Genomic DNA, 17,510 nt, shown 5'->3' with positions numbered 1-17,510 from the left:
ACTCTACGGATGCTTTGTCTTGCCTGCAGATGCGCAAAGTCGCAGAACCTGTGGGAGCGAGCCTGCTCGCGATAGCGGTGGATCAGTCAGCATTGAAGTCGACTGACCGATCGCTATCGCGAGCAGGCTCGCTCCCACAGGGAACTACCTATAACAACAATAAAAGCTTGCTCAGAGATCGACTGCCATGGCCGCACCCGCCCCGCCGCTCTCCCACGACGCCATCATCCTGGACTCCTGGTCTCGCTGCCGCGCGTTCGGGCTCGATCATCAGAGCGCGCCGGCGTTCGATCAGCTACCCGCCGATGGCATCGCTCAGTTGCTGGAGAGCCAGCATTCACTGGTGCAGACCACCCATCAGGAAGTCCTGCCGTATTACGAGAACATCCTCAGCAACTCCAATTGCCTGATCATGCTCGCCGACAATCAGGGCCAGGTGCTGACGTCCTGGGGTGCCCAGCGTTTCATCGAGCCAAGCCTGACTCGCGGTTTCAGTGCCGGCGCCAGCTGGATGGAGCGTTGCAGCGGGACCAATGCGATCGGCACTGCGTTGGCCTGCGAGCAGGCGGTGCACATCGAGCACGATGAACATTTTCTCAAGGCCAACCGCTTCATGACCGGTTCCGCCGCACCGATATTCGATGCCGAGCGCAAGGTGATCGCGGTGCTGGATGTGTCCAGCGACAGCTACCTGCCGCCGTCGCACACCCTGGGCATGGTCAAGATGATGAGCCAGACCGTGGAGAACCGGCTGATCCTCAACCTGTTCCATGGCCAGCATTTCCAGCTGACCTTCAACACCGGGCTGAACAACCTCGACAGCCAATGGGCCGGGTTGCTGATCTTCGACGAAACCGGTCAGGTGCTGTCGGCCAATCGCCGGGCCGACAACCTGCTGGGCATCAGCCTGTCGCGGGTCAGCGTCGAAAGCCTGTTCAAAGTCTCTTTGCTGGAACTGCTGAACCAGCCGGACGGCCTGCCGTTTGCCCTGCAAGCCTCGGGGCGCAACCGTTTTCAATGCCTGTTGAAGCGGCCGAAACAGGCGCCGATTCGGGCTCGTCTGTTTTCTGAACCTGAGCGTGCTGAACCCACGGCGCCGGCGCCCACAGCGATCAGCCTCAACACCCTGCATTTTGGCGACAGCCGTGTGGAAAAAGCCGTGCGCCAGGCCGAGCGCTTGCTGGAAAAGGACATCCCGCTGTTAATCCACGGGGAAACCGGAGTCGGCAAGGAAGTCTTCGTCAAAGCCCTGCATCAGGCCAGTTCACGCAGCAAACAACCGTTCATTGCCGTCAACTGTGCCGCGATCCCCGCCGAACTGGTGGAATCCGAACTGTTCGGCTACGAGAAAGGCGCGTTCACCGGCGCCAATCAGAAAGGCAGTATCGGGCTGATCCGCAAGGCCGACAAAGGCACGCTGTTCCTCGACGAAATCGGCGACATGCCGCTGCCAACCCAGGCGCGGCTGTTGCGGGTGCTGCAGGAGCGTTGCGTGCAACCGGTGGGCAGCAGTGAGCTGTTCCCGGTGGACATTCGGATCATTTCAGCGACCAACCGCTCGTTGCGCGAACAGGTTCAGCTGGGGCGGTTCCGTGAGGATTTGTATTACCGCATCGGTGGTTTGACCCTGGAACTGCCGCCGCTACGGGAACGCAGCGATAAAGAAGCGCTGTTCAAACGGCTGTGGGAACAGCACCGCGAACCGAGCCAATGGGCTGGCTTGAGCCGTGAAGTGATGGAGCTGTTCAGCCGTCACCCGTGGCCCGGGAATTTGCGTCAGGTCAGCAGTGTGATGCAGGTAGCGCTGGCCATGGCCGAGGAGCAACCCGTGCGGCCGGAGCATTTGCCGGATGATTTTTTTGTCGATCTGGAGATGGAGCCGGTGGATTCGCCGGAGCCGATAGTGGTTGATTTGAATGATGCCGAGGAATTGAATCGGCAGTTGCAGGCGGCTGGGGGGAATATTTCCCACTTGGCGCGGCGGTTGGGGGTTAGCCGCAATACCCTTTACAAGCGATTGCGCCAGTCAGAAAGCTGACTGCTGCGCAGTCAATCGCGAGCAGGCTCGCTCCCACATTTGATCTTCGGCACGACACAAATCCCCTGTGGGAGCGAGCCTGCTCGCGATGGCTCCAGCCCTGTCACCGCAAAACTAAAACCCTGCACATAAACAAAAACCCGCACAAGGCGGGTTTCTGTTTTTGTGAAAGGCGTAGCCAATCAAGCAATCAGTCAGCCAATCGCCAGGTCGTTCCGCCCTTGCCGTCTTCCAGCACCACACCCATGGCGGTGAGCTGGTCGCGGATGCGGTCGGACTCGGCCCAGTCCTTGTTGGCACGAGCCGTCAAACGAGCCTGGATCAGTGCATCGACCTCAGCCGCATCGACCCGCCCTTCGGCACCGGCCTGCAGGAAGTCATCGGCTTCGAGTTGCAACACACCCAGCACGCTCGCCAATTCCTTCAAGCGCGCCGCCAAACCAGCCGCCGCATCAAGATCGCTCTCGCGCAGACGGTTGATCTCGCGCACCATCTCGAACAGCACCGCACAGGCTTCCGGGGTACCGAAGTCGTCGTTCATCACCTGAGTGAAACGCTCGACGAACGCTTCGCCGCCAGCAGGCGCCACGTTCGGCAGGCCTTTCAACGCATGGTAGAAACGCTCGAGCGCGCCTTTGGCGTCCTTGAGGTTGTCTTCCGAATAGTTGATCGCGCTGCGGTAGTGGCTCGACACCAGCAGGTAGCGCACGACTTCCGGGTGGTACTTTTCCAGCACGTCGCGAATGGTGAAGAAGTTGTTCAAGGACTTGGACATCTTCTCGCCATTGATGCGAATCATGCCGCAATGCATCCACGCGTTGGCGTAGGTCTTGCCGGTGGCCGCTTCGCTCTGGGCGATTTCGTTTTCGTGGTGCGGGAACTCGAGGTCGCTGCCGCCGCCATGAATGTCGAAGGTCTCGCCGAGGCAGCAGGTCGACATCACCGAGCACTCGATGTGCCAACCCGGACGTCCGTCGCCCCACGGCGAAGGCCAGCTCGGCTCGCCCGGCTTGGCGCCTTTCCAGAGCACGAAGTCCAGCGGGTCCTGTTTCGACTCGTCGACTTCGATCCGTGCGCCGATGCGCAGGTCTTCGATCTTCTTGCGCGACAGCTTGCCGTAACCCATGAACTTGGCGACGCGGTAGTACACGTCGCCATTGCCCGGTGCATAGGCATAGCCCTTGTCGATCAAGGTCTGGATCATGCTCTGCATGCCAGCGATATGATCGGTGGCCCGTGGCTCCATGTCCGGCTTGAGGATATTGAGCCGCGCCTCGTCCTCGTGCATCGCGGTGATCATGCGTTCGGTCAATACGTCGAACGGCTCGCCGTTCTCCTTGGCCCGATTGATGATCTTGTCTTCAATATCGGTGATGTTGCGCACATACGTCAGGTTATAACCGCTGAAACGCAACCAGCGAGTCACCAGGTCGAACGCGACCATGCTGCGGCCGTGGCCAATGTGGCAGTAGTCGTACACGGTCATCCCGCAGACGTACATGCGCACATTGTTGCCATCCAGCGGCTTGAAAACTTCTTTGCTCTTGGTGAGCGTGTTGTAGATCGTAAGCACTTTAGGTTCCTTGAATCACTGGCCCCACGAATCACGCAAGGTCACGGTACGGTTGAATACCGGAGCGCCCGGTTTCGAGTCCTTGATATCCGCGACGAAGTAACCTTCGCGCTCGAACTGGAAACGGTCTTCCGGCTGTGCATTGCCCAGCGAAGGCTCGGCACGACAACCAGTGAGAACTTGCAGCGAGTCAGGGTTGATGTTGTCCAGGAAACTGGCGCTGTCTTCGGCCTTCTCAGGGTTGGCCGAACGGAACAGGCGATCGTACAAACGCACTTCGCACTCGACGCTGGCCGCAGCCGGCACCCAATGCACCACGCCTTTGACCTTGCGGCCTTCAGGGTTTTTACCCAGGGTTTCCGGGTCGTAGGAGCAACGCAGTTCGACGATGTTGCCATCGGCGTCCTTGATCGCTTCGTCGGCACGGATCACGTAGCTGCCGCGCAGACGCACTTCGCCGTTCGGCTCCAGGCGCTTGTAGCCTTTTGGCGGCTCTTCCATGAAGTCTTCACGGTCGATGTAGATCTCGCGGGCGAACGGCAGAACGCGCACGCCCATGTCTTCTTTCGGGTGGCACGCCAGTTCGAGGTTTTCGACCTGGCCTTCCGGGTAGTTGGTGATCACGACTTTCAGCGGACGCAACACGCACATGGCGCGTGGGGCGCTGTGGTCGAGGTCGTCACGGATGCTGAATTCGAGCATGCCGAAGTCGACCACGCCGTCGGAACGGTTGGTGCCGATCATTTCGCAGAAGTTGCGGATCGATTTCGGCGTGTAGCCACGGCGACGGAAACCCGACAGCGTGGACATGCGCGGATCGTCCCAACCGTGAACGTGCTTTTCATCGACCAGTTGCTTGAGCTTGCGCTTGCTGGTGATGGTGTAGTTCAGGTTCAGGCGGCTGAACTCGTACTGACGCGGTTTCGCCGGCACTGGCAGGTTCTCGAGGAACCATTCGTACAGCGGACGATGGCTTTCGAACTCCAGGGTGCAGATCGAGTGGGTGATGCCTTCGAGGGCGTCCGACTGACCGTGGGTGAAGTCGTAGTTCGGGTAGATGCACCACTTGTCGCCGGTCTGGTGGTGATGCGCGTGACGGATGCGATACATGATCGGGTCGCGCAGGTTCATGTTCGGCGAGGCCATGTCGATCTTGGCCCGCAGCACGCGTGCGCCGTCCTTGAATTCGCCGGCCTTCATGCGGGCGAACAGGTCGAGGTTTTCTTCAACCGAGCGGTCGCGGAACGGGCTGTTCTTGCCCGGTTCGGTCAGGCTGCCACGGTATTCCTTGGCTTGCTCGGGGGTCAGGTCGTCGACGTAGGCCTTGCCGGCCTTGATCAGCTCTACCGCCCAGTCGTGCAACTGGTCGAAATACTGCGAGGCATAGCGCACTTCACCGGACCATTCGAAGCCCAGCCATTTGACGTCGCTTTCGATCGCGTCGATGTATTCCTGGTCTTCCTTGGCCGGGTTCGTGTCGTCGAAACGCAGGTGCGTGACGCCGCCGAATTCCTGGGCCAGACCGAAGTTCACACAGATCGACTTGGCGTGACCGATGTGAAGGTAGCCGTTGGGCTCAGGCGGGAAGCGGGTGACGATCTGCGTGTGCTTACCCGAGTCCAGGTCCGCCTGGATGATCGGGCGCAGGAAATTGACCGGCACGGCAGGGCCGGTCTTGGAATTCGAGGTAGGGTCGACAGTGGGCTTGCTCATAGGATCCTTGAACGTACAAGTGCGCGGCCAGTTGGCCAAATCAAAGCGGCTGTTATAAATCAAAGGGGCTTATCATAGCCGATGCTGTCAAGTGGCTGACAGAGCAGGCCGGCAATCGGTTGCATTTAATCGGCCGGCAATGAAAAACAGCCTCGAAATTCGCGCCCGGCACGCTAAACTGCCTGCCTTGGCCGACACTGGCCGGACTGGTTGAGGGCCTGAACGCCCCGAAACCCACGAATTCATAGAAAAAGAGTATCGATCATGACTCAAGTCAAACTGACCACCAACCATGGCGACATCGTCCTGGAACTGAACGCTGAGAAAGCCCCGATCACCGTGGCCAACTTCATCGAATACGTCAAAGCCGGTCACTACGAAAACACCGTTTTCCACCGTGTCATCGGCAACTTCATGATCCAGGGCGGCGGTTTCGAGCCAGGCATGAAAGAAAAGAAAGACAAGCGCCCAAGCATCCAGAACGAAGCCGACAACGGCCTGCCGAACGTGAAGTACAGCGTGGCCATGGCCCGCACCATGGAGCCGCATTCGGCTTCCGCCCAGTTCTTCATCAACGTGGCTGACAACAGCTTCCTCAACCACAGTGGCAAAACCACTCAGGGTTGGGGCTATGCCGTATTCGCCAAAGTAGTCGAAGGCACCGACGTGGTCGACAAGATCAAAGGCGTGGCCACGACTTCCAAAGCCGGCCACCAGGACGTACCAGCAGAAGACGTGATCATCGAGAAAGCCGAGATCATTGAGTGATACTGCTGATTTCAGACTTGCATCTGGAAGAGGAGCGCCCGGACATTACCCGGGCGTTTCTGGATTTGCTCGCTAGACGTGCCCGTTCAGCGAGTGCGTTGTACATTCTAGGCGACTTTTTCGAGGCGTGGATTGGCGACGATGCCATGACGCCGTTCCAGCGTTCCATCTGCCAGGCCCTGCGCGACCTCAGCGACAGCGGCACGGCCATTTTTCTGATGCACGGCAATCGCGACTTCATGCTCGGCCAGGCTTTCTGCAAACAGGCCGGCTGCACGTTGTTGAAAGACCCGAGTGTCGTGCAGTTTTACGGTGAGCCGGTGCTGTTGATGCACGGCGATAGCCTCTGCACCCGCGACGAAGCGTATATGAAGCTGCGGCGCTACCTGCGCAACCCGATCACCCGGTTCATCCTGCGCCATCTGCCCTTGCGTACTCGGCATAAACTGGCGCGCAAGCTGCGCAGTGAAAGCCGCGCGCAAACGCGGATGAAGGCCAATGACATTGTCGATGTCACGCCGGAAGAAGTGCCGAGGGTCATGCAGCAATATGGCGTGAAAACCTTGATCCACGGGCACACCCATCGCCCCGCCATCCACAAGTTGCAGATTGGCGAGCAGGCGGCCAAACGCATTGTGTTGGGGGATTGGGACCGTCAGGGCTGGGCGTTGCAGGTGGATGAGAATGGGTTTGCGCTGGCGCCGTTTGATTTTGGTAACCCGCGCCTGACTGCAGAATGAAACCCCTGTAGGAGCGAGGCTTGCCCGCGAAGGCGTCATATCAGTCAACATTGATGTTGAATGTGGCGACGCCTTCGCGGGCAAGCCTCGCTCCTACAAGAGGTCGCTTAATGCCCGGAAGCAGCAGGCCCCGCCTTCGCCGCAAATGGCGGTTTCGCCAGCCACACCAGCAAAATCAGCCCCATGAACGCCCACCCGAGCAACGTGAAGTAATCCACGGTGGAGAGCATGTACGCCTGGCTGGTCAGCACATGATCCAGCTGCGCATAGGCCGGATTGCCCGCCCCGCCGAGCGTGTTCAACGCCTCCCGGGTAGCCGGCTCATAGGTGGTGATGCTTTCACTCAAATACGCATGGTGTTGATCGGCGCGGCGAATCCAGATCCAGGTGGTCAACGACGCCGCAAAACTACCACCCAGGGTCCGCAGGAAGGTCGCGAGGCCCGCACCGTCGGCAATCTGGCTCGGCGGCAAGTCCGACATCAAAATGCTCAGGGTCGGCATGAAGAACAGCGCCACCCCGATGCCCATGAATAGCTGCACCAGCGCGATGTGCTGGAAGTCCACTTCGTTGGTAAACCCGGCGCGCATGAAGCAACTCAAACCGATGCACAGGAACGCGCCACCGGCCAACAGTCGCAGGTCGAACCTGTGCGCGTACTTGCCGACAAACGGCGACAGCAGCACCGGCAAAATACCGATCGGCGCCACCGCCAGACCCGCCCAGGTGGCGGTGTAGCCCATTTGGGTTTGCAGCCATTGCGGCAGGATCAGGTTGATGCCGAAGAACCCGGCATAACCGCCCACCAGCACGATGGTGCCGATACGGAAGTTGCGGTAAGCGAACAGCCGCAGGTTGACCACCGGATGCTTGTCGGTCATTTCCCAGATCACGAACACCGCCAGCGCAATTACTGAAATAGCCGCGCCGATGATAATGAAATTCGACTCGAACCAGTCCAGATCATTGCCCTTGTCGAGGATCACCTGCAACGCGCCGACACCGATGATCAAGGTGATCAAACCGACGTAATCCATTGGCTGGTAACTGGTCACTACCGGACGCGCCTTGAGTTGCTGGCGCACGACCATCACCGCGAAAACCCCGATCGGTACGTTGATAAAGAAAATCCACGGCCAGCTGTAGCTGTCAGTAATCCAGCCGCCGAGGATCGGCCCTGCAATCGGCGCCACCACCGTGACCATCGCCAGCAACGCCAGGGCCATGCCTCGCCTGGCGGGCGGATAGACTGCAATCAGTAGCGTCTGGGTCATCGGGTACAAGGGACCTGCCACCAGGCCTTGAAGCACCCGAAAGCCGATCAGTTCTGGCATCGAGGTTGAGATGCCACAGAGAAACGAGGCCAGCACGAACAGCATCGTCGCCCAGAGAAACAGCTTCACCTCACCGAAACGCCGGCTGAGCCAACCGGTCAGCGGCAGCGCAATGGCGTTGCTCACGGCAAACGAGGTAATGACCCAGGTGCCCTGCTCCGAACTCACGCCCAGGTTGCCGGAAATCGTCGGCAAGGCCACGTTGGCGATGGTGGTGTCGAGCACCTGCATGAAGGTCGCCAGCGACAGGCCGATGGTGCTGAGCAGCAGGCTGGGCGGCGTGAAAGACGCGTTATTGCTCATCGCAAATCCTTTGGAGCTGAATTTTTTGGACCGGGGCTCCTGTGGCAAGGGGGCTTGTCGGAACGCCGCATCGCCCCGTTGGGTCGCGAAGCGGCCCTAGAAGATGGGACTGCTGCGCAGTCCAACGGGGGCAAGCCCCCTCACCACAAAAGCTCACTCCCACAGGGTCGGTGTGATGACCAATCAGCGGTGCGCGGTTTTACTGACCGCTGCGCTGTTGTCATGGATCAACTGAGTGATCATCGCATCGGCCTCGGCCAACTGACGGTCGTAGATGCCGGTGCTGAACGAAGCCTTTTGCGGCGACTGTTGCGCCAGCACCGGACCACTCTGGTCGCGCAGGTTCACATCGACCTGAGTCGACAGGCCAACCCGCAACGGGTGCTTGGCCAGCTCTTCGGCGTTGATATGAATGCGTACCGGCACCCGCTGGACGATCTTGATCCAGTTACCGGTGGCGTTCTGTGCCGGCAGCAAGGCAAACGCGCTGCCGGTCCCGGCGCCGAGGCTGTCGATGGTGCCGCTGTATTTGACGTCGCTGCCGTAGAGGTCGGTCTCGATGTCCACCGGCTGACCGATGCGCATGTCACGCAGCTGGGTTTCCTTGAAGTTGGCGTCGATCCACAGCTGATCCAGCGGGATCACCGCCATCAGCGCCGTACCCGGTTGGACCCGCTGACCCAGTTGCACGCTGCGTTTGGCCACGTAACCGGTGACCGGCGCGATCAAGGTGCTGCGGGCATGGGTCAAGTACGCCTGACGCAGTTGCGCGGCGGCGGACATTACGTCCGGGTGCGACGACACCACGGTGTCATCCACCAGCGCGCTGGTGGTCTTAAGCTGCTGTTGGGCGTTGGCGAGGGCGTTCTGCGCCGAGGTCAGGTCGTCGCGAGCGTGGGACAGTTCTTCCTGGGAAATTGCCCCGCCAGCAGCGAGGTTTTTCCGCCGGTTGAAGTTGTCCTGAGCCTTTTGCACTTCGGCCTGCTGCGCATTGACCTGGGCTTTCATGCCGTCGACATTACTGTACAAGCCGCGCACCTGGCGCACGGTGCGGGCCAGATTGGCCTGGGCACTTTGCAGACCGACTTCGGCGTCGTTCGGGTCGAAGTTGATCAGCACCTGGCCTTCGTGAACCAGGTCGCCATCATCGGCGCCGATGCTGACCACGGTGCCGGTGACCAGCGGGGTGATTTCCACCACGTTGCCGTTCACATAGGCATCATCGGTGCTTTCATTCCAGCGACCGAAGAATTGGTGATAACCCCAGACGCCGGCTCCGGCGAGGATTACCACGATTGTCAGCACAAACAGCATCACTTTACGTTTGCGCGAATTGCTCGCGTCTTGAGTGTCGTCAGGGGTTGGAGTTGTATCGACTGTGGCCATGACAAGTACCTTGAATTAGTGGTTCAGCGTGGCTGGGGTTGCGTTGGCCGCGGTCAGGGTTTCGCCCTGAAAGCCGCCGCCCAGCGCTTGCATCAGTTGAATCGACAGGTCGATCTGCTCGGCATTCAGGTTGGCCAGCTGACGCTGGGCCTGGAGCAATTGCTGCTCGATGCTGAGCACGTCCAGGTAGTTACCGATGCCGGAACCGTAGCGCTGGACCACGGTGTTGTAAGAATCCTGGGCAATGTCGGTGGCGTGTTGCTGGGCACCGATTTGCCGGCCGATATCGCGCAACTGGTTGATGGTGTCGCTGACATCGCCCAGGGCTTTCACCAGGCTTTTGTTGTACTGCGCCACCGCGAGGTCGTAATCGGCGTCGCGGGAATCGAGGTCGGCACGCAGGCGGCCACCGTCGAAAATCGGTACCGAGATCGTCGGCGCGATGTTGAAGAAGCGACTCGCCGAACCGAACATCGCATCGCCCAGCAACGACTCCACACCCGCCGCTGCACTGAGATTGAGGTTGGGGTAGAACCGGGTCTTGCCCGCCGCGATGTTTTTGCTCGCGGCCTCAACCCGCCAGCGCGCCGCCACCAGGTCCGGGCGACGACCGAGCAACTCCGCCGGCAGCACCGACGGCAACGCCACGGCGCTGGTCTGAAGCACTTTCGGTCGGGCGATTTCATTGCCGCGATCCGGGCCTTTGCCCAACAGCACCGCCAAGGCGATTTTCGCGCTTTGCAGGCGTTTCTCGGCGTCGATCAGGCTGGCTTCGGCACTGGCCTCCAGGCTTTCGGTCTGCTGGAACTGGTACTGGCTGTCGATCCCCGAGCTCAGGCGACGCTGGCTGAGGTCGAGCATTTGCCGGGTGCGCTTGAGGTCTTCGCTGGCCAGGTCATGGATGATGTGCGCCTGCCCCAGATCGCTGTAAGCGCGGGCAACGTCGGCGGACAAGGTCAGCTGCGCGGCCTGCTGATCGACTTCGGCGGCGCGGGCCTCGCCCAATGCGGCTTCCCAGGCGTCGCGCTGACCGCCCCAGAGGTCGAAGTTGTAATTGAAAGTGGCACCAACGTTGCGCACGGTGGAGTAGGTGCCGCCCTGCCCGCTCGGGTCCTGATCGCGAGCCAGACGCGAACGGCTGACGCCGGCGCTGGCATCGAGGGTCGGCATCCGCTCGGCGTCGGCTGCATAGGCGGCGGCGCTGGCCTGATGGGCCCGGGCGTCGGCGATTTGCATGTCGGGGCTGTCGTGCAAGGCTTCGCGGATCAGACCGTCGAGTTGCGGATCGCCAAGGCTTTTCCACCAGTCGCTTTTCGGCCACGCCGCGGGCGACAGAGTCACGCCGTTGAGGGATTGCCCGGCCTTGAGATTTTTCGCATCGAGGCTGACGCCTTCGGTGGTCAGGCCGCTGTAACTGGCGCAACCGGCGAGGCTCATGGCCAACAGCACCAGGCTCAGGCCGCTACGCAGGCTTTTACTGTTCATGGCCACCTACCCGCAGCAGAGTGATCGAGTCACCCGCCGCCACCAGAATTTTCTTCAGGATCTGTTCCAGGGTTTTCAATTCTTCCGGGGTGATGGCGCCGGCCAGTTCATTCATCGCGTCGGCGCCGATCTGCGGCAGCTGGTCGGTCAGCTGCTGGCCCTGTTCGGTCAGCACCAGCTGAACCTGACGCCGGTCTGCCTCAGAGCGTTGGCGGGCGAGGAAACCTTTCTGTTCCAGACGATCGAGCATGCGGGTCATCGAACCGCTGTCCAGCGACAGGTGACGACACAGCTCGGCCGGGGTATCGACGCCGAACTGGGCCATGATGATCAGCACTTTGAACTGCGCGGCGGTAATGCCGTGGGGCTCCATGTGCGTGTCGATGATCCGGTCCTTGAGCAGCGCGGCGCGCCCGAGCAAAAGGCCGAGGTGGCAATTATGGAAATCGTATGAGGTGAAATGTTTCATCTGACCACCGATTAGCTGCCTAGGCAGAGAATGTATGTCGAGATGTTACTGCCTAGGCAGCGAATGTCAATGCAATAGTTAGGATGCTTTGTATTTGGTTGATAAACGGGGCCGGATTATGCGGTGGACGTTCTGACGCCATCGCGGGCAAGCCCGCTCCCACAAGGTTCGGTGTGATCCCTGTGGGAGCGGGCTTGCCCGCGATTGGGGGCGACGCGGTATCTGGAAGAAAAACGCGGGTTTAGAAATCCCGCTTGTAGAAGATGTCCAGCGAACTGGCCACGCCGCTGGCGGCTTCGAGGTAGACCTTTTTGCTCAGTTTGTAGCGCAAGGCGATGGTGTTGGCCGGTTCGAACACGCCGACGCCATAACGCAGGCTGAGTTTTTCCGAGATGTTGCCGCTGGCCACTACGGCGGTGCTGGTGCCGCTGCCTTGGGTATCGAGCTGGAAATCCTGAATGCCCAGGTCCTTGGCCAAGCCGCTGGTCACACCCGAACTGCCCATCAAACCCAACCCGAGAGCGGCCTGTGCGAGCATGTTGTTGTCTTCACCGGTAGTGCTCAGCGGACGCCCCAGCACCAGATAGGACAATGCCTGCTCCTGACTCATCGCCGGTTCGGAAAAGATCTGCGTGGTCGGCTGCTCGGCGCTGCCACTCAGGCGAATACCGGCAATGACATCGTCGGTCTGGCGAATCGCTTCGATGTCCAGATACGGCTGATCGATGGGACCGGCAAACAACAGACGCGCCCGGCGCACCGTCAGTCGCTGACCGTAGGCGCGGTAACGCCCGTCGTTGAGCCACAGCTCGCCACGGGTGTCCATGTTGTCGCCAATGTGCACTTGGCCTTGCAGATTGGCAGTGAGGCCGAAGCCGGCAAAGCTGAGTTTGTCCTGCCCAACCACTACATCGATGTCCATCGCCATGGCCATCGGTGGTTTGCCCTTTTCGGTCTGCTGACCGATGATCACCGTGTCATCGGAGACCTTGACGGTCGATGGCGGCAGTTCGCGCACGGTGATTTCGCCCTTGGGCACCAGCACTTTGCCGACGATTGCCAGTCTGTCGTCCTTCATGGAAATCTTCAGGTCCGGCGCGACTTCCAGCGCGGCGTAGGGCTCGACGGTGACCGGCAACTGCGAGCCCTTGAGTGCCAGGTCCACGACCAGCGCCTGACCCCAGGCGATGTTGCCATTGAGGCTGCCCTGCCCGCTCTTGCCGCTTTTCCAGCCGCCATTCAGCTGCACGGTTTCGCCGGCAATCACAGCTTGAAGTTGCAAGGCTTCGAGCGCCATCGGCAGTTCAGGCCCGGAGATTTCACCGTCGCGCAGCTCAAGGTTGCCGTTGACCAGCGGCGCCAGCAGTCCGCCAGACAGTGTGCCGCTGCCGTTCAAATGCCCGGAGAGTTTCTCGACCATCGGCACAAACGGCCGCGCCACCGACAAGTCCAGACCACTGAGGCGGAATGAACCGGACAGCGGTTTGTTCTTCGGCAGCGGATTGATCTGCGCCTGAACCATCAGCTCACCGAGCTTGCCGCCGACAAAGTTGAGGTCGGTGTCGATGCGTTTAGGCGTGAGTTTGCTGGTGAGCTTCAGGGTCTGGTACGGGAAGTCCAGCCATTGCTCCTTCTCGCGCATACGCAAGGTGCCGCCGCTGGCGTCGATGCTGATTTGGCCGTTCGGGCCGCTGGCCGGCAAGTCCAGTTGCAGGTCGGCGTTGAGCTTGCCCTTCCAGGCGAAATCCTTTGGTAGCCATTGCGCCAGGCTGTCGATGGGGAACTGCTTGAGGTGATAACGCAGTTTCGGCTCGGGCATCAAGCGCTGGTCTTCGCCACACAGGCTGGCCGGGCCGGACATCCAGCAATGGGCGCCGAAGTTGATTTTGCCGTCCGCCAGTCGCTCAAGCTTCGCCGGATTTTGCAGTTTCCAGTCCTGACCGCCGGCCTGGATATCGCCACTGGCCAGACGCCCACGCCAATTGCCCTTGTCCAGCGTGCCATCAAGACCAAGCGCCAGTTTCAGCTTCGGTCCTTGCAGGTCGAGGGCGAGCTTCTGATTTTTGATGTCGCCCTGACCGCTGGCGGTCAACGTGCCCAGTGACGTGTCACCGGTCTGAATGCCACTGCCCTTGAGGTCGATTTTCGCGCGCTGGGCGCTGTCGAGGGTGGCGTCCAGATTGAGGCTTTGCAGGCGATTGTCTTCGAACGCCAGTTGCGTGCCTTGCAGACCGAGCTTGCCTTGTGGCGCCTTGAGCGTGCCGGCGACATCGACCTGACCATTGAGCTGACCACGCAGTTGCGGCCAGAGTTGGGCCAGGCGTGGCAGCTTGATGTCGATCCGGCCGGCGAGTTTCTGTTGCAGGCTGCCCTGGCCGTTGATGCTGTTGTCACCAAGGCGAATCTGCAACGCGCTGAGGTTCCATTGCTCGCCGCCGCCATCGGCCTTGGCTTGCAACACCGCCGGTTGCCCGCGCAGCTTGCCTTTCAGGTCCAGGTCGGCGGTCAGGCTGAGCGTTTCATTCTTCATTTCACCTTTGCTGCGCAAGGGACCGGCCAACGTGCCCGGTAGCTCCGCGAGCCAGTACGCCGGGTTGATTGCCGAGAGGTCCAGCGCCGTATCCCAGGCGATACCGTCGGCAAACTGCAGATTCAGGTGCCCCTCGGCCTTGCCCTGCCCGGCTTCAAGCTTGAATTGCGGCAGGTGGATTTGGGTTAGGTTGCCGCTGAACGGACTGTTCAGACTGAACGCTCCGGCCGGGCCATCCAGCGCAGCCTTGAAGTTACCGATGTAGTTGCCGTCCGTGTAGGAGACCTCACCGTTGAAGCTGCGCAGCGCCACTTGCGGCTCGTCGATCAACGGATAGAGACGGTGCCACGGGAAGTCCAGCCAGTCGATTTTTGCATCAGCACTCAGGCCTTTGCTCCAGTCCACTTGCCCGGTGAGCTTGAGGCTTTGTTTGTCGTTGGCCGTCAGGTCAAGGCCGGCGATTTGCGCGCCCTTGGCATCGACCTTGCCTTGCAGCAACAGCGCAACCGGGCCTTGCTCTGCGGGTAACGTGGCTTTGCCGAGCAACTGGTAACCGTTTTTCAGGTCGCCGTCACCGGTGAGTTCCAGTTGATTGAGTTGCAGGGTGTCCGGTAGATCAGCACTGGCCTTGAAGCCGTCGGCGGTGATCCGCACTTTGGCCGGGAGGTTTTCCACCAGCGGTTGCAGCTCGCCAGTGAGTTGGCCGTTCAGGTAGCCGCTGCTGTCGGCTTTCAGGTTCAGGGTTTTCAGTAGATCGCCATCGACCTTCAGGGCCAGTGTCCATGGCTCGGTACCCGGCGCCGGCAAGGTCAGTTTGCCTTCAGCGGTCAGCGGCCAGTTACCGCTCGGTTGCAGCAGGCCGGAGAGGTTCAGGCTCAGTTCATCACGCTGCAAGTGCACCGAGTCGATCTGCAAACCCTTCTCGGTCCAGTGCGCCGCCAGTTGCAGCCCCTTGAGTTCTTCACTGCCGTTGAACAGCAGGCGGCCGATTTTGACGTCGCCCAATTCGATGGCCAGCGGCAATTTCAAGTCCGGGAGACTGATCGGCCCGCTGCCTTGCTCTTCCACGCCCGGCGGGAATTGCAGGCTGACCTGCTCGGCCTGCAGTTGCTCGATGCACAATGTCATGCGCATCAGGCACAGCGGCGACCAGGCGAAAATTGCTTTGTTCAGCTCAACCCGACTGTTGTCCTGCTGCCACAGCAGATGATCGGCGCTCCACTGCCCACCCAAACGGCCCTGGAAATTCTCCACGGTCAAACCCGGCACAAACCCGAGCGCCCAACGACTGCCCGTCGGAGTGCCCAGCACGGTGACCAGTGTCAGCACGACCAGCATCAGCAGTGCCGGAATCGCCAGCAGCGTTATTTTCAAACCACGCTTCACAGCTCAGGCCCCATGGAAAAGTGCAATCGAATGCCGCCGTCGTCGTCCATCGCGTGGGCCAGGTCGAGGCGAATCGGCCCGACCGGCGAGACCCAGCGCACGCCAATACCGACACCGGTCTTGAGGTTCGGCAGTTCGAGTGTGTTGAAGGAGTTGCCCTGGTCGATGAAGGTCGCGACCCGCCATTTTTCGGCGATGGAGTATTGATACTCGACGCTGCCGGCCACCATGTAGCGGCCACCGATACGGTCGCCATCGGAGTTTTCCGGGGACAGGCTCTGGTAGTCGTACCCGCGCACGCTCTGATCGCCACCGGCGAAGAAGCGCAAGGACGGCGGCACCGATTTGTAGCCGTTGGTGGCGCTGCCGCCGACCTGCACCCGACCGAGCAAACGGTGTTTGTCGAAGACCGTGGTCAGGCCTTTGACCAGCGCCGTGCCGTAGATCAGGTTGGTGTCCGAACCCAATCCTTCCTTGGCGACTTTGGTTTCGAATTGCAGGCGATAACCGTTGTGCGGGTCAATGCGATTGTCGCTTTTCAGGTACGAATAGCTCACGCCGGGCATCAGTAAGGTGCTGAGCCCCGAATCGTCACCGAGTTGGTATTCCTCGCGTTGCCACTTGAGCGACACCACCCGCTGCCAACCGCTGGGCAACTTGCTGTGCCACTCGGGGCCGAGGGTCAGCAGCTTGCTGAGGGTGTCGGTGCCAGCGATTTCTTCATATTGATAACCACCGGCAAAGCGCAGTTTGTCGGTCAATGGCGGGTCCAGCGGAACGTCGTAAAACAGCCCGACGTTCTGCCGTGGCGCCGAAATCTCGGCCTCCCAGCCATAACTGTGCCCCTGAGGATTAACCCAGTGGCGGGTCCAGTTGGCTTTGACCCGTGGACCGACGTCGGTGGAAAAACCCAGACCCAACCCCATGGTCCGTGGCTTGCGGGTTTCCAGTTTGACCGCCACCGGGATCACGTCGTCCTTGGACGCGGTCGGCGCCGCGTCCACGCGCACGCCCTCGAAATAGCCGCTCGATTGCAGCGCCTGATTGAGTTCGGCGATCAGTTCAGAGTCATAGGGCGCACCGGCCTTGAACGGCACCATGCGTTGCAGCAGGTCTTCGTCGAACGGCGTGTCGCCTTCAAAACTGACCTTGCCCAGCGCATAGCGCGGGCCGCTGTCGTAGATCAATTCGATGTCGGCGACGCCAGCCCGCGGGTCCACCAACAGTTTCTGGCGGGTGAAGCGCCCACTGAAAAAACCGTAGCGCGAGGCCTGGTTCTGGATCAGCCGCTTGGCGTCTTCGTAACGGCCATGGTTAAGCACTGCGCCGGGTTTGAGCAGGTCGCTTTTCGGTACACGAAAGGATTTGAACGAGGCCGCCGGACCGTCGATGCGCACCGTGACGTTGCGCAAATGGATCGGCTCGCCGGGGTCGATATTCAACACCAGGCGCGGCGTCTTGCCGCCCTTCACGTCGCTGTCGATTTGCGGCTGGTAATAACCCAAGGCCTGGGCGGCCTTGCGCGCCTGTTCTTCGGCGCCACGACTGAAGCGCAGCAAGGCTTCTTCATCGCGATCGCCGAGGCTACCGATATAGCCTTCTATATTGGCCTTCAGTTCATCGTTGGACGGTTTGATCCGCACATCCAATTCACTTTGCGCCAGCGCCGCGCAGCTGGAGATCAGCATCAGCACGCCACTGGTAAATCTTCGTGGAAACTTCATAGGCGCGGATGCTATCACGAGCTTGGGAGCGTGATAGAGCCTGGCGTGCGCTGAAAGTTCT

11 protein-coding genes are annotated in these 17,510 nt (G+C 60.5%); 3 read left to right on the top strand and 8 right to left on the bottom strand.

Going from position 1 to position 17,510, the window contains the following annotated elements; genetic code table 11:
* Positions 1–187: 187 nt before the first annotated feature.
* Positions 188–2,038 carry a sigma-54-dependent Fis family transcriptional regulator gene (locus PMI30_RS02965; protein ID WP_008014311.1) on the top strand — a complete coding sequence of 617 codons (1,851 nt, stop codon included), beginning with the start codon at positions 188–190 and terminating at the stop codon, positions 2,036–2,038.
* 190 nt (positions 2,039–2,228) lie between these two features.
* Here PMI30_RS02965 and cysS read toward each other — a convergent pair whose 3' ends face one another.
* Positions 2,229–3,611, bottom strand: a complete 1,383-nt coding sequence (gene cysS / locus PMI30_RS02970; RefSeq protein ID WP_008014309.1) for a cysteine--tRNA ligase — start codon at positions 3,609–3,611, stop codon at positions 2,229–2,231.
* A gap of 15 nt (positions 3,612–3,626) precedes the next feature.
* Positions 3,627–5,324 carry a glutamine--tRNA ligase/YqeY domain fusion protein gene (locus PMI30_RS02975; protein WP_008014307.1) on the bottom strand — a complete coding sequence of 566 codons (1,698 nt, stop codon included), beginning with the start codon at positions 5,322–5,324 and terminating at the stop codon, positions 3,627–3,629.
* A 264-nt stretch (positions 5,325–5,588) separates the two neighbouring features.
* Between PMI30_RS02975 and PMI30_RS02980 the strand changes: the two genes are divergently transcribed.
* Positions 5,589–6,092, top strand: a complete 504-nt coding sequence (locus PMI30_RS02980; protein ID WP_007896145.1) for a peptidylprolyl isomerase — start codon at positions 5,589–5,591, stop codon at positions 6,090–6,092.
* Positions 6,089–6,832: a UDP-2,3-diacylglucosamine diphosphatase gene (gene lpxH, locus PMI30_RS02985; RefSeq protein ID WP_008014305.1), complete on the top strand. Its 744-nt coding sequence runs from the start codon at positions 6,089–6,091 to the stop codon at positions 6,830–6,832. Before PMI30_RS02980 ends, lpxH begins: the two co-directional genes overlap by 4 nt.
* A gap of 107 nt (positions 6,833–6,939) precedes the next feature.
* Here lpxH and PMI30_RS02990 read toward each other — a convergent pair whose 3' ends face one another.
* From PMI30_RS02990 to PMI30_RS03015, 6 genes are all read right to left on the bottom strand, one after another.
* Positions 6,940–8,469: a DHA2 family efflux MFS transporter permease subunit gene (locus PMI30_RS02990; RefSeq protein WP_008014303.1), complete on the bottom strand. Its 1,530-nt coding sequence runs from the start codon at positions 8,467–8,469 to the stop codon at positions 6,940–6,942.
* 183 nt (positions 8,470–8,652) lie between these two features.
* Positions 8,653–9,855, bottom strand: coding sequence for an HlyD family secretion protein (locus tag PMI30_RS02995; protein ID WP_008014302.1), 1,203 nt, complete (start codon positions 9,853–9,855; stop codon positions 8,653–8,655).
* A gap of 15 nt (positions 9,856–9,870) precedes the next feature.
* Positions 9,871–11,340, bottom strand: coding sequence for an efflux transporter outer membrane subunit (locus tag PMI30_RS03000; RefSeq protein ID WP_008014301.1), 1,470 nt, complete (start codon positions 11,338–11,340; stop codon positions 9,871–9,873).
* The gene (locus PMI30_RS03005) at positions 11,330–11,809 is read right to left on the bottom strand and encodes a MarR family winged helix-turn-helix transcriptional regulator (protein WP_007896150.1); all 480 of its coding nucleotides are present in this window, start codon (positions 11,807–11,809) and stop codon (positions 11,330–11,332) included. Before PMI30_RS03005 ends, PMI30_RS03000 begins: the two co-directional genes overlap by 11 nt.
* Before the next feature lie 241 nt (positions 11,810–12,050).
* The gene (locus PMI30_RS03010; RefSeq protein WP_008014300.1) at positions 12,051–15,725 is read right to left on the bottom strand and encodes a translocation/assembly module TamB domain-containing protein; all 3,675 of its coding nucleotides are present in this window, start codon (positions 15,723–15,725) and stop codon (positions 12,051–12,053) included.
* Positions 15,722–17,449 (bottom strand): autotransporter assembly complex protein TamA, encoded by a 1,728-nt coding sequence (locus tag PMI30_RS03015; RefSeq protein WP_008014299.1) that lies wholly within the window; start codon positions 17,447–17,449, stop codon positions 15,722–15,724. The genes PMI30_RS03010 and PMI30_RS03015 overlap by 4 nt, the downstream gene beginning before the upstream one ends.
* Positions 17,450–17,510: the final 61 nt, after the last annotated feature.

Source organism: Pseudomonas sp. GM50 (assembly GCF_000282375.1).
Lineage (GTDB): Bacteria > Pseudomonadota > Gammaproteobacteria > Pseudomonadales > Pseudomonadaceae > Aquipseudomonas.
Note: the sequence above shows the minus strand (reverse complement) of the source record. Positions and strands in the feature narration are given on the sequence as shown.

Coding starts and splice junctions, on each gene's coding strand:
- PMI30_RS02965 (WP_008014311.1), top strand. CDS start 188: ATGGCCGCACCCGCCCCGCCGCTCTCCCACGACGCCATCATCCTGGAC.
- PMI30_RS02975 (WP_008014307.1), bottom strand. CDS start 5,324: ATGAGCAAGCCCACTGTCGACCCTACCTCGAATTCCAAGACCGGCCCT.
- PMI30_RS02980 (WP_007896145.1), top strand. CDS start 5,589: ATGACTCAAGTCAAACTGACCACCAACCATGGCGACATCGTCCTGGAA.
- PMI30_RS02990 (WP_008014303.1), bottom strand. CDS start 8,469: ATGAGCAATAACGCGTCTTTCACGCCGCCCAGCCTGCTGCTCAGCACC.
- PMI30_RS02995 (WP_008014302.1), bottom strand. CDS start 9,855: ATGGCCACAGTCGATACAACTCCAACCCCTGACGACACTCAAGACGCG.
- PMI30_RS03000 (WP_008014301.1), bottom strand. CDS start 11,340: ATGAACAGTAAAAGCCTGCGTAGCGGCCTGAGCCTGGTGCTGTTGGCC.
- PMI30_RS03005 (WP_007896150.1), bottom strand. CDS start 11,809: ATGAAACATTTCACCTCATACGATTTCCATAATTGCCACCTCGGCCTT.
- PMI30_RS03015 (WP_008014299.1), bottom strand. CDS start 17,449: ATGAAGTTTCCACGAAGATTTACCAGTGGCGTGCTGATGCTGATCTCC.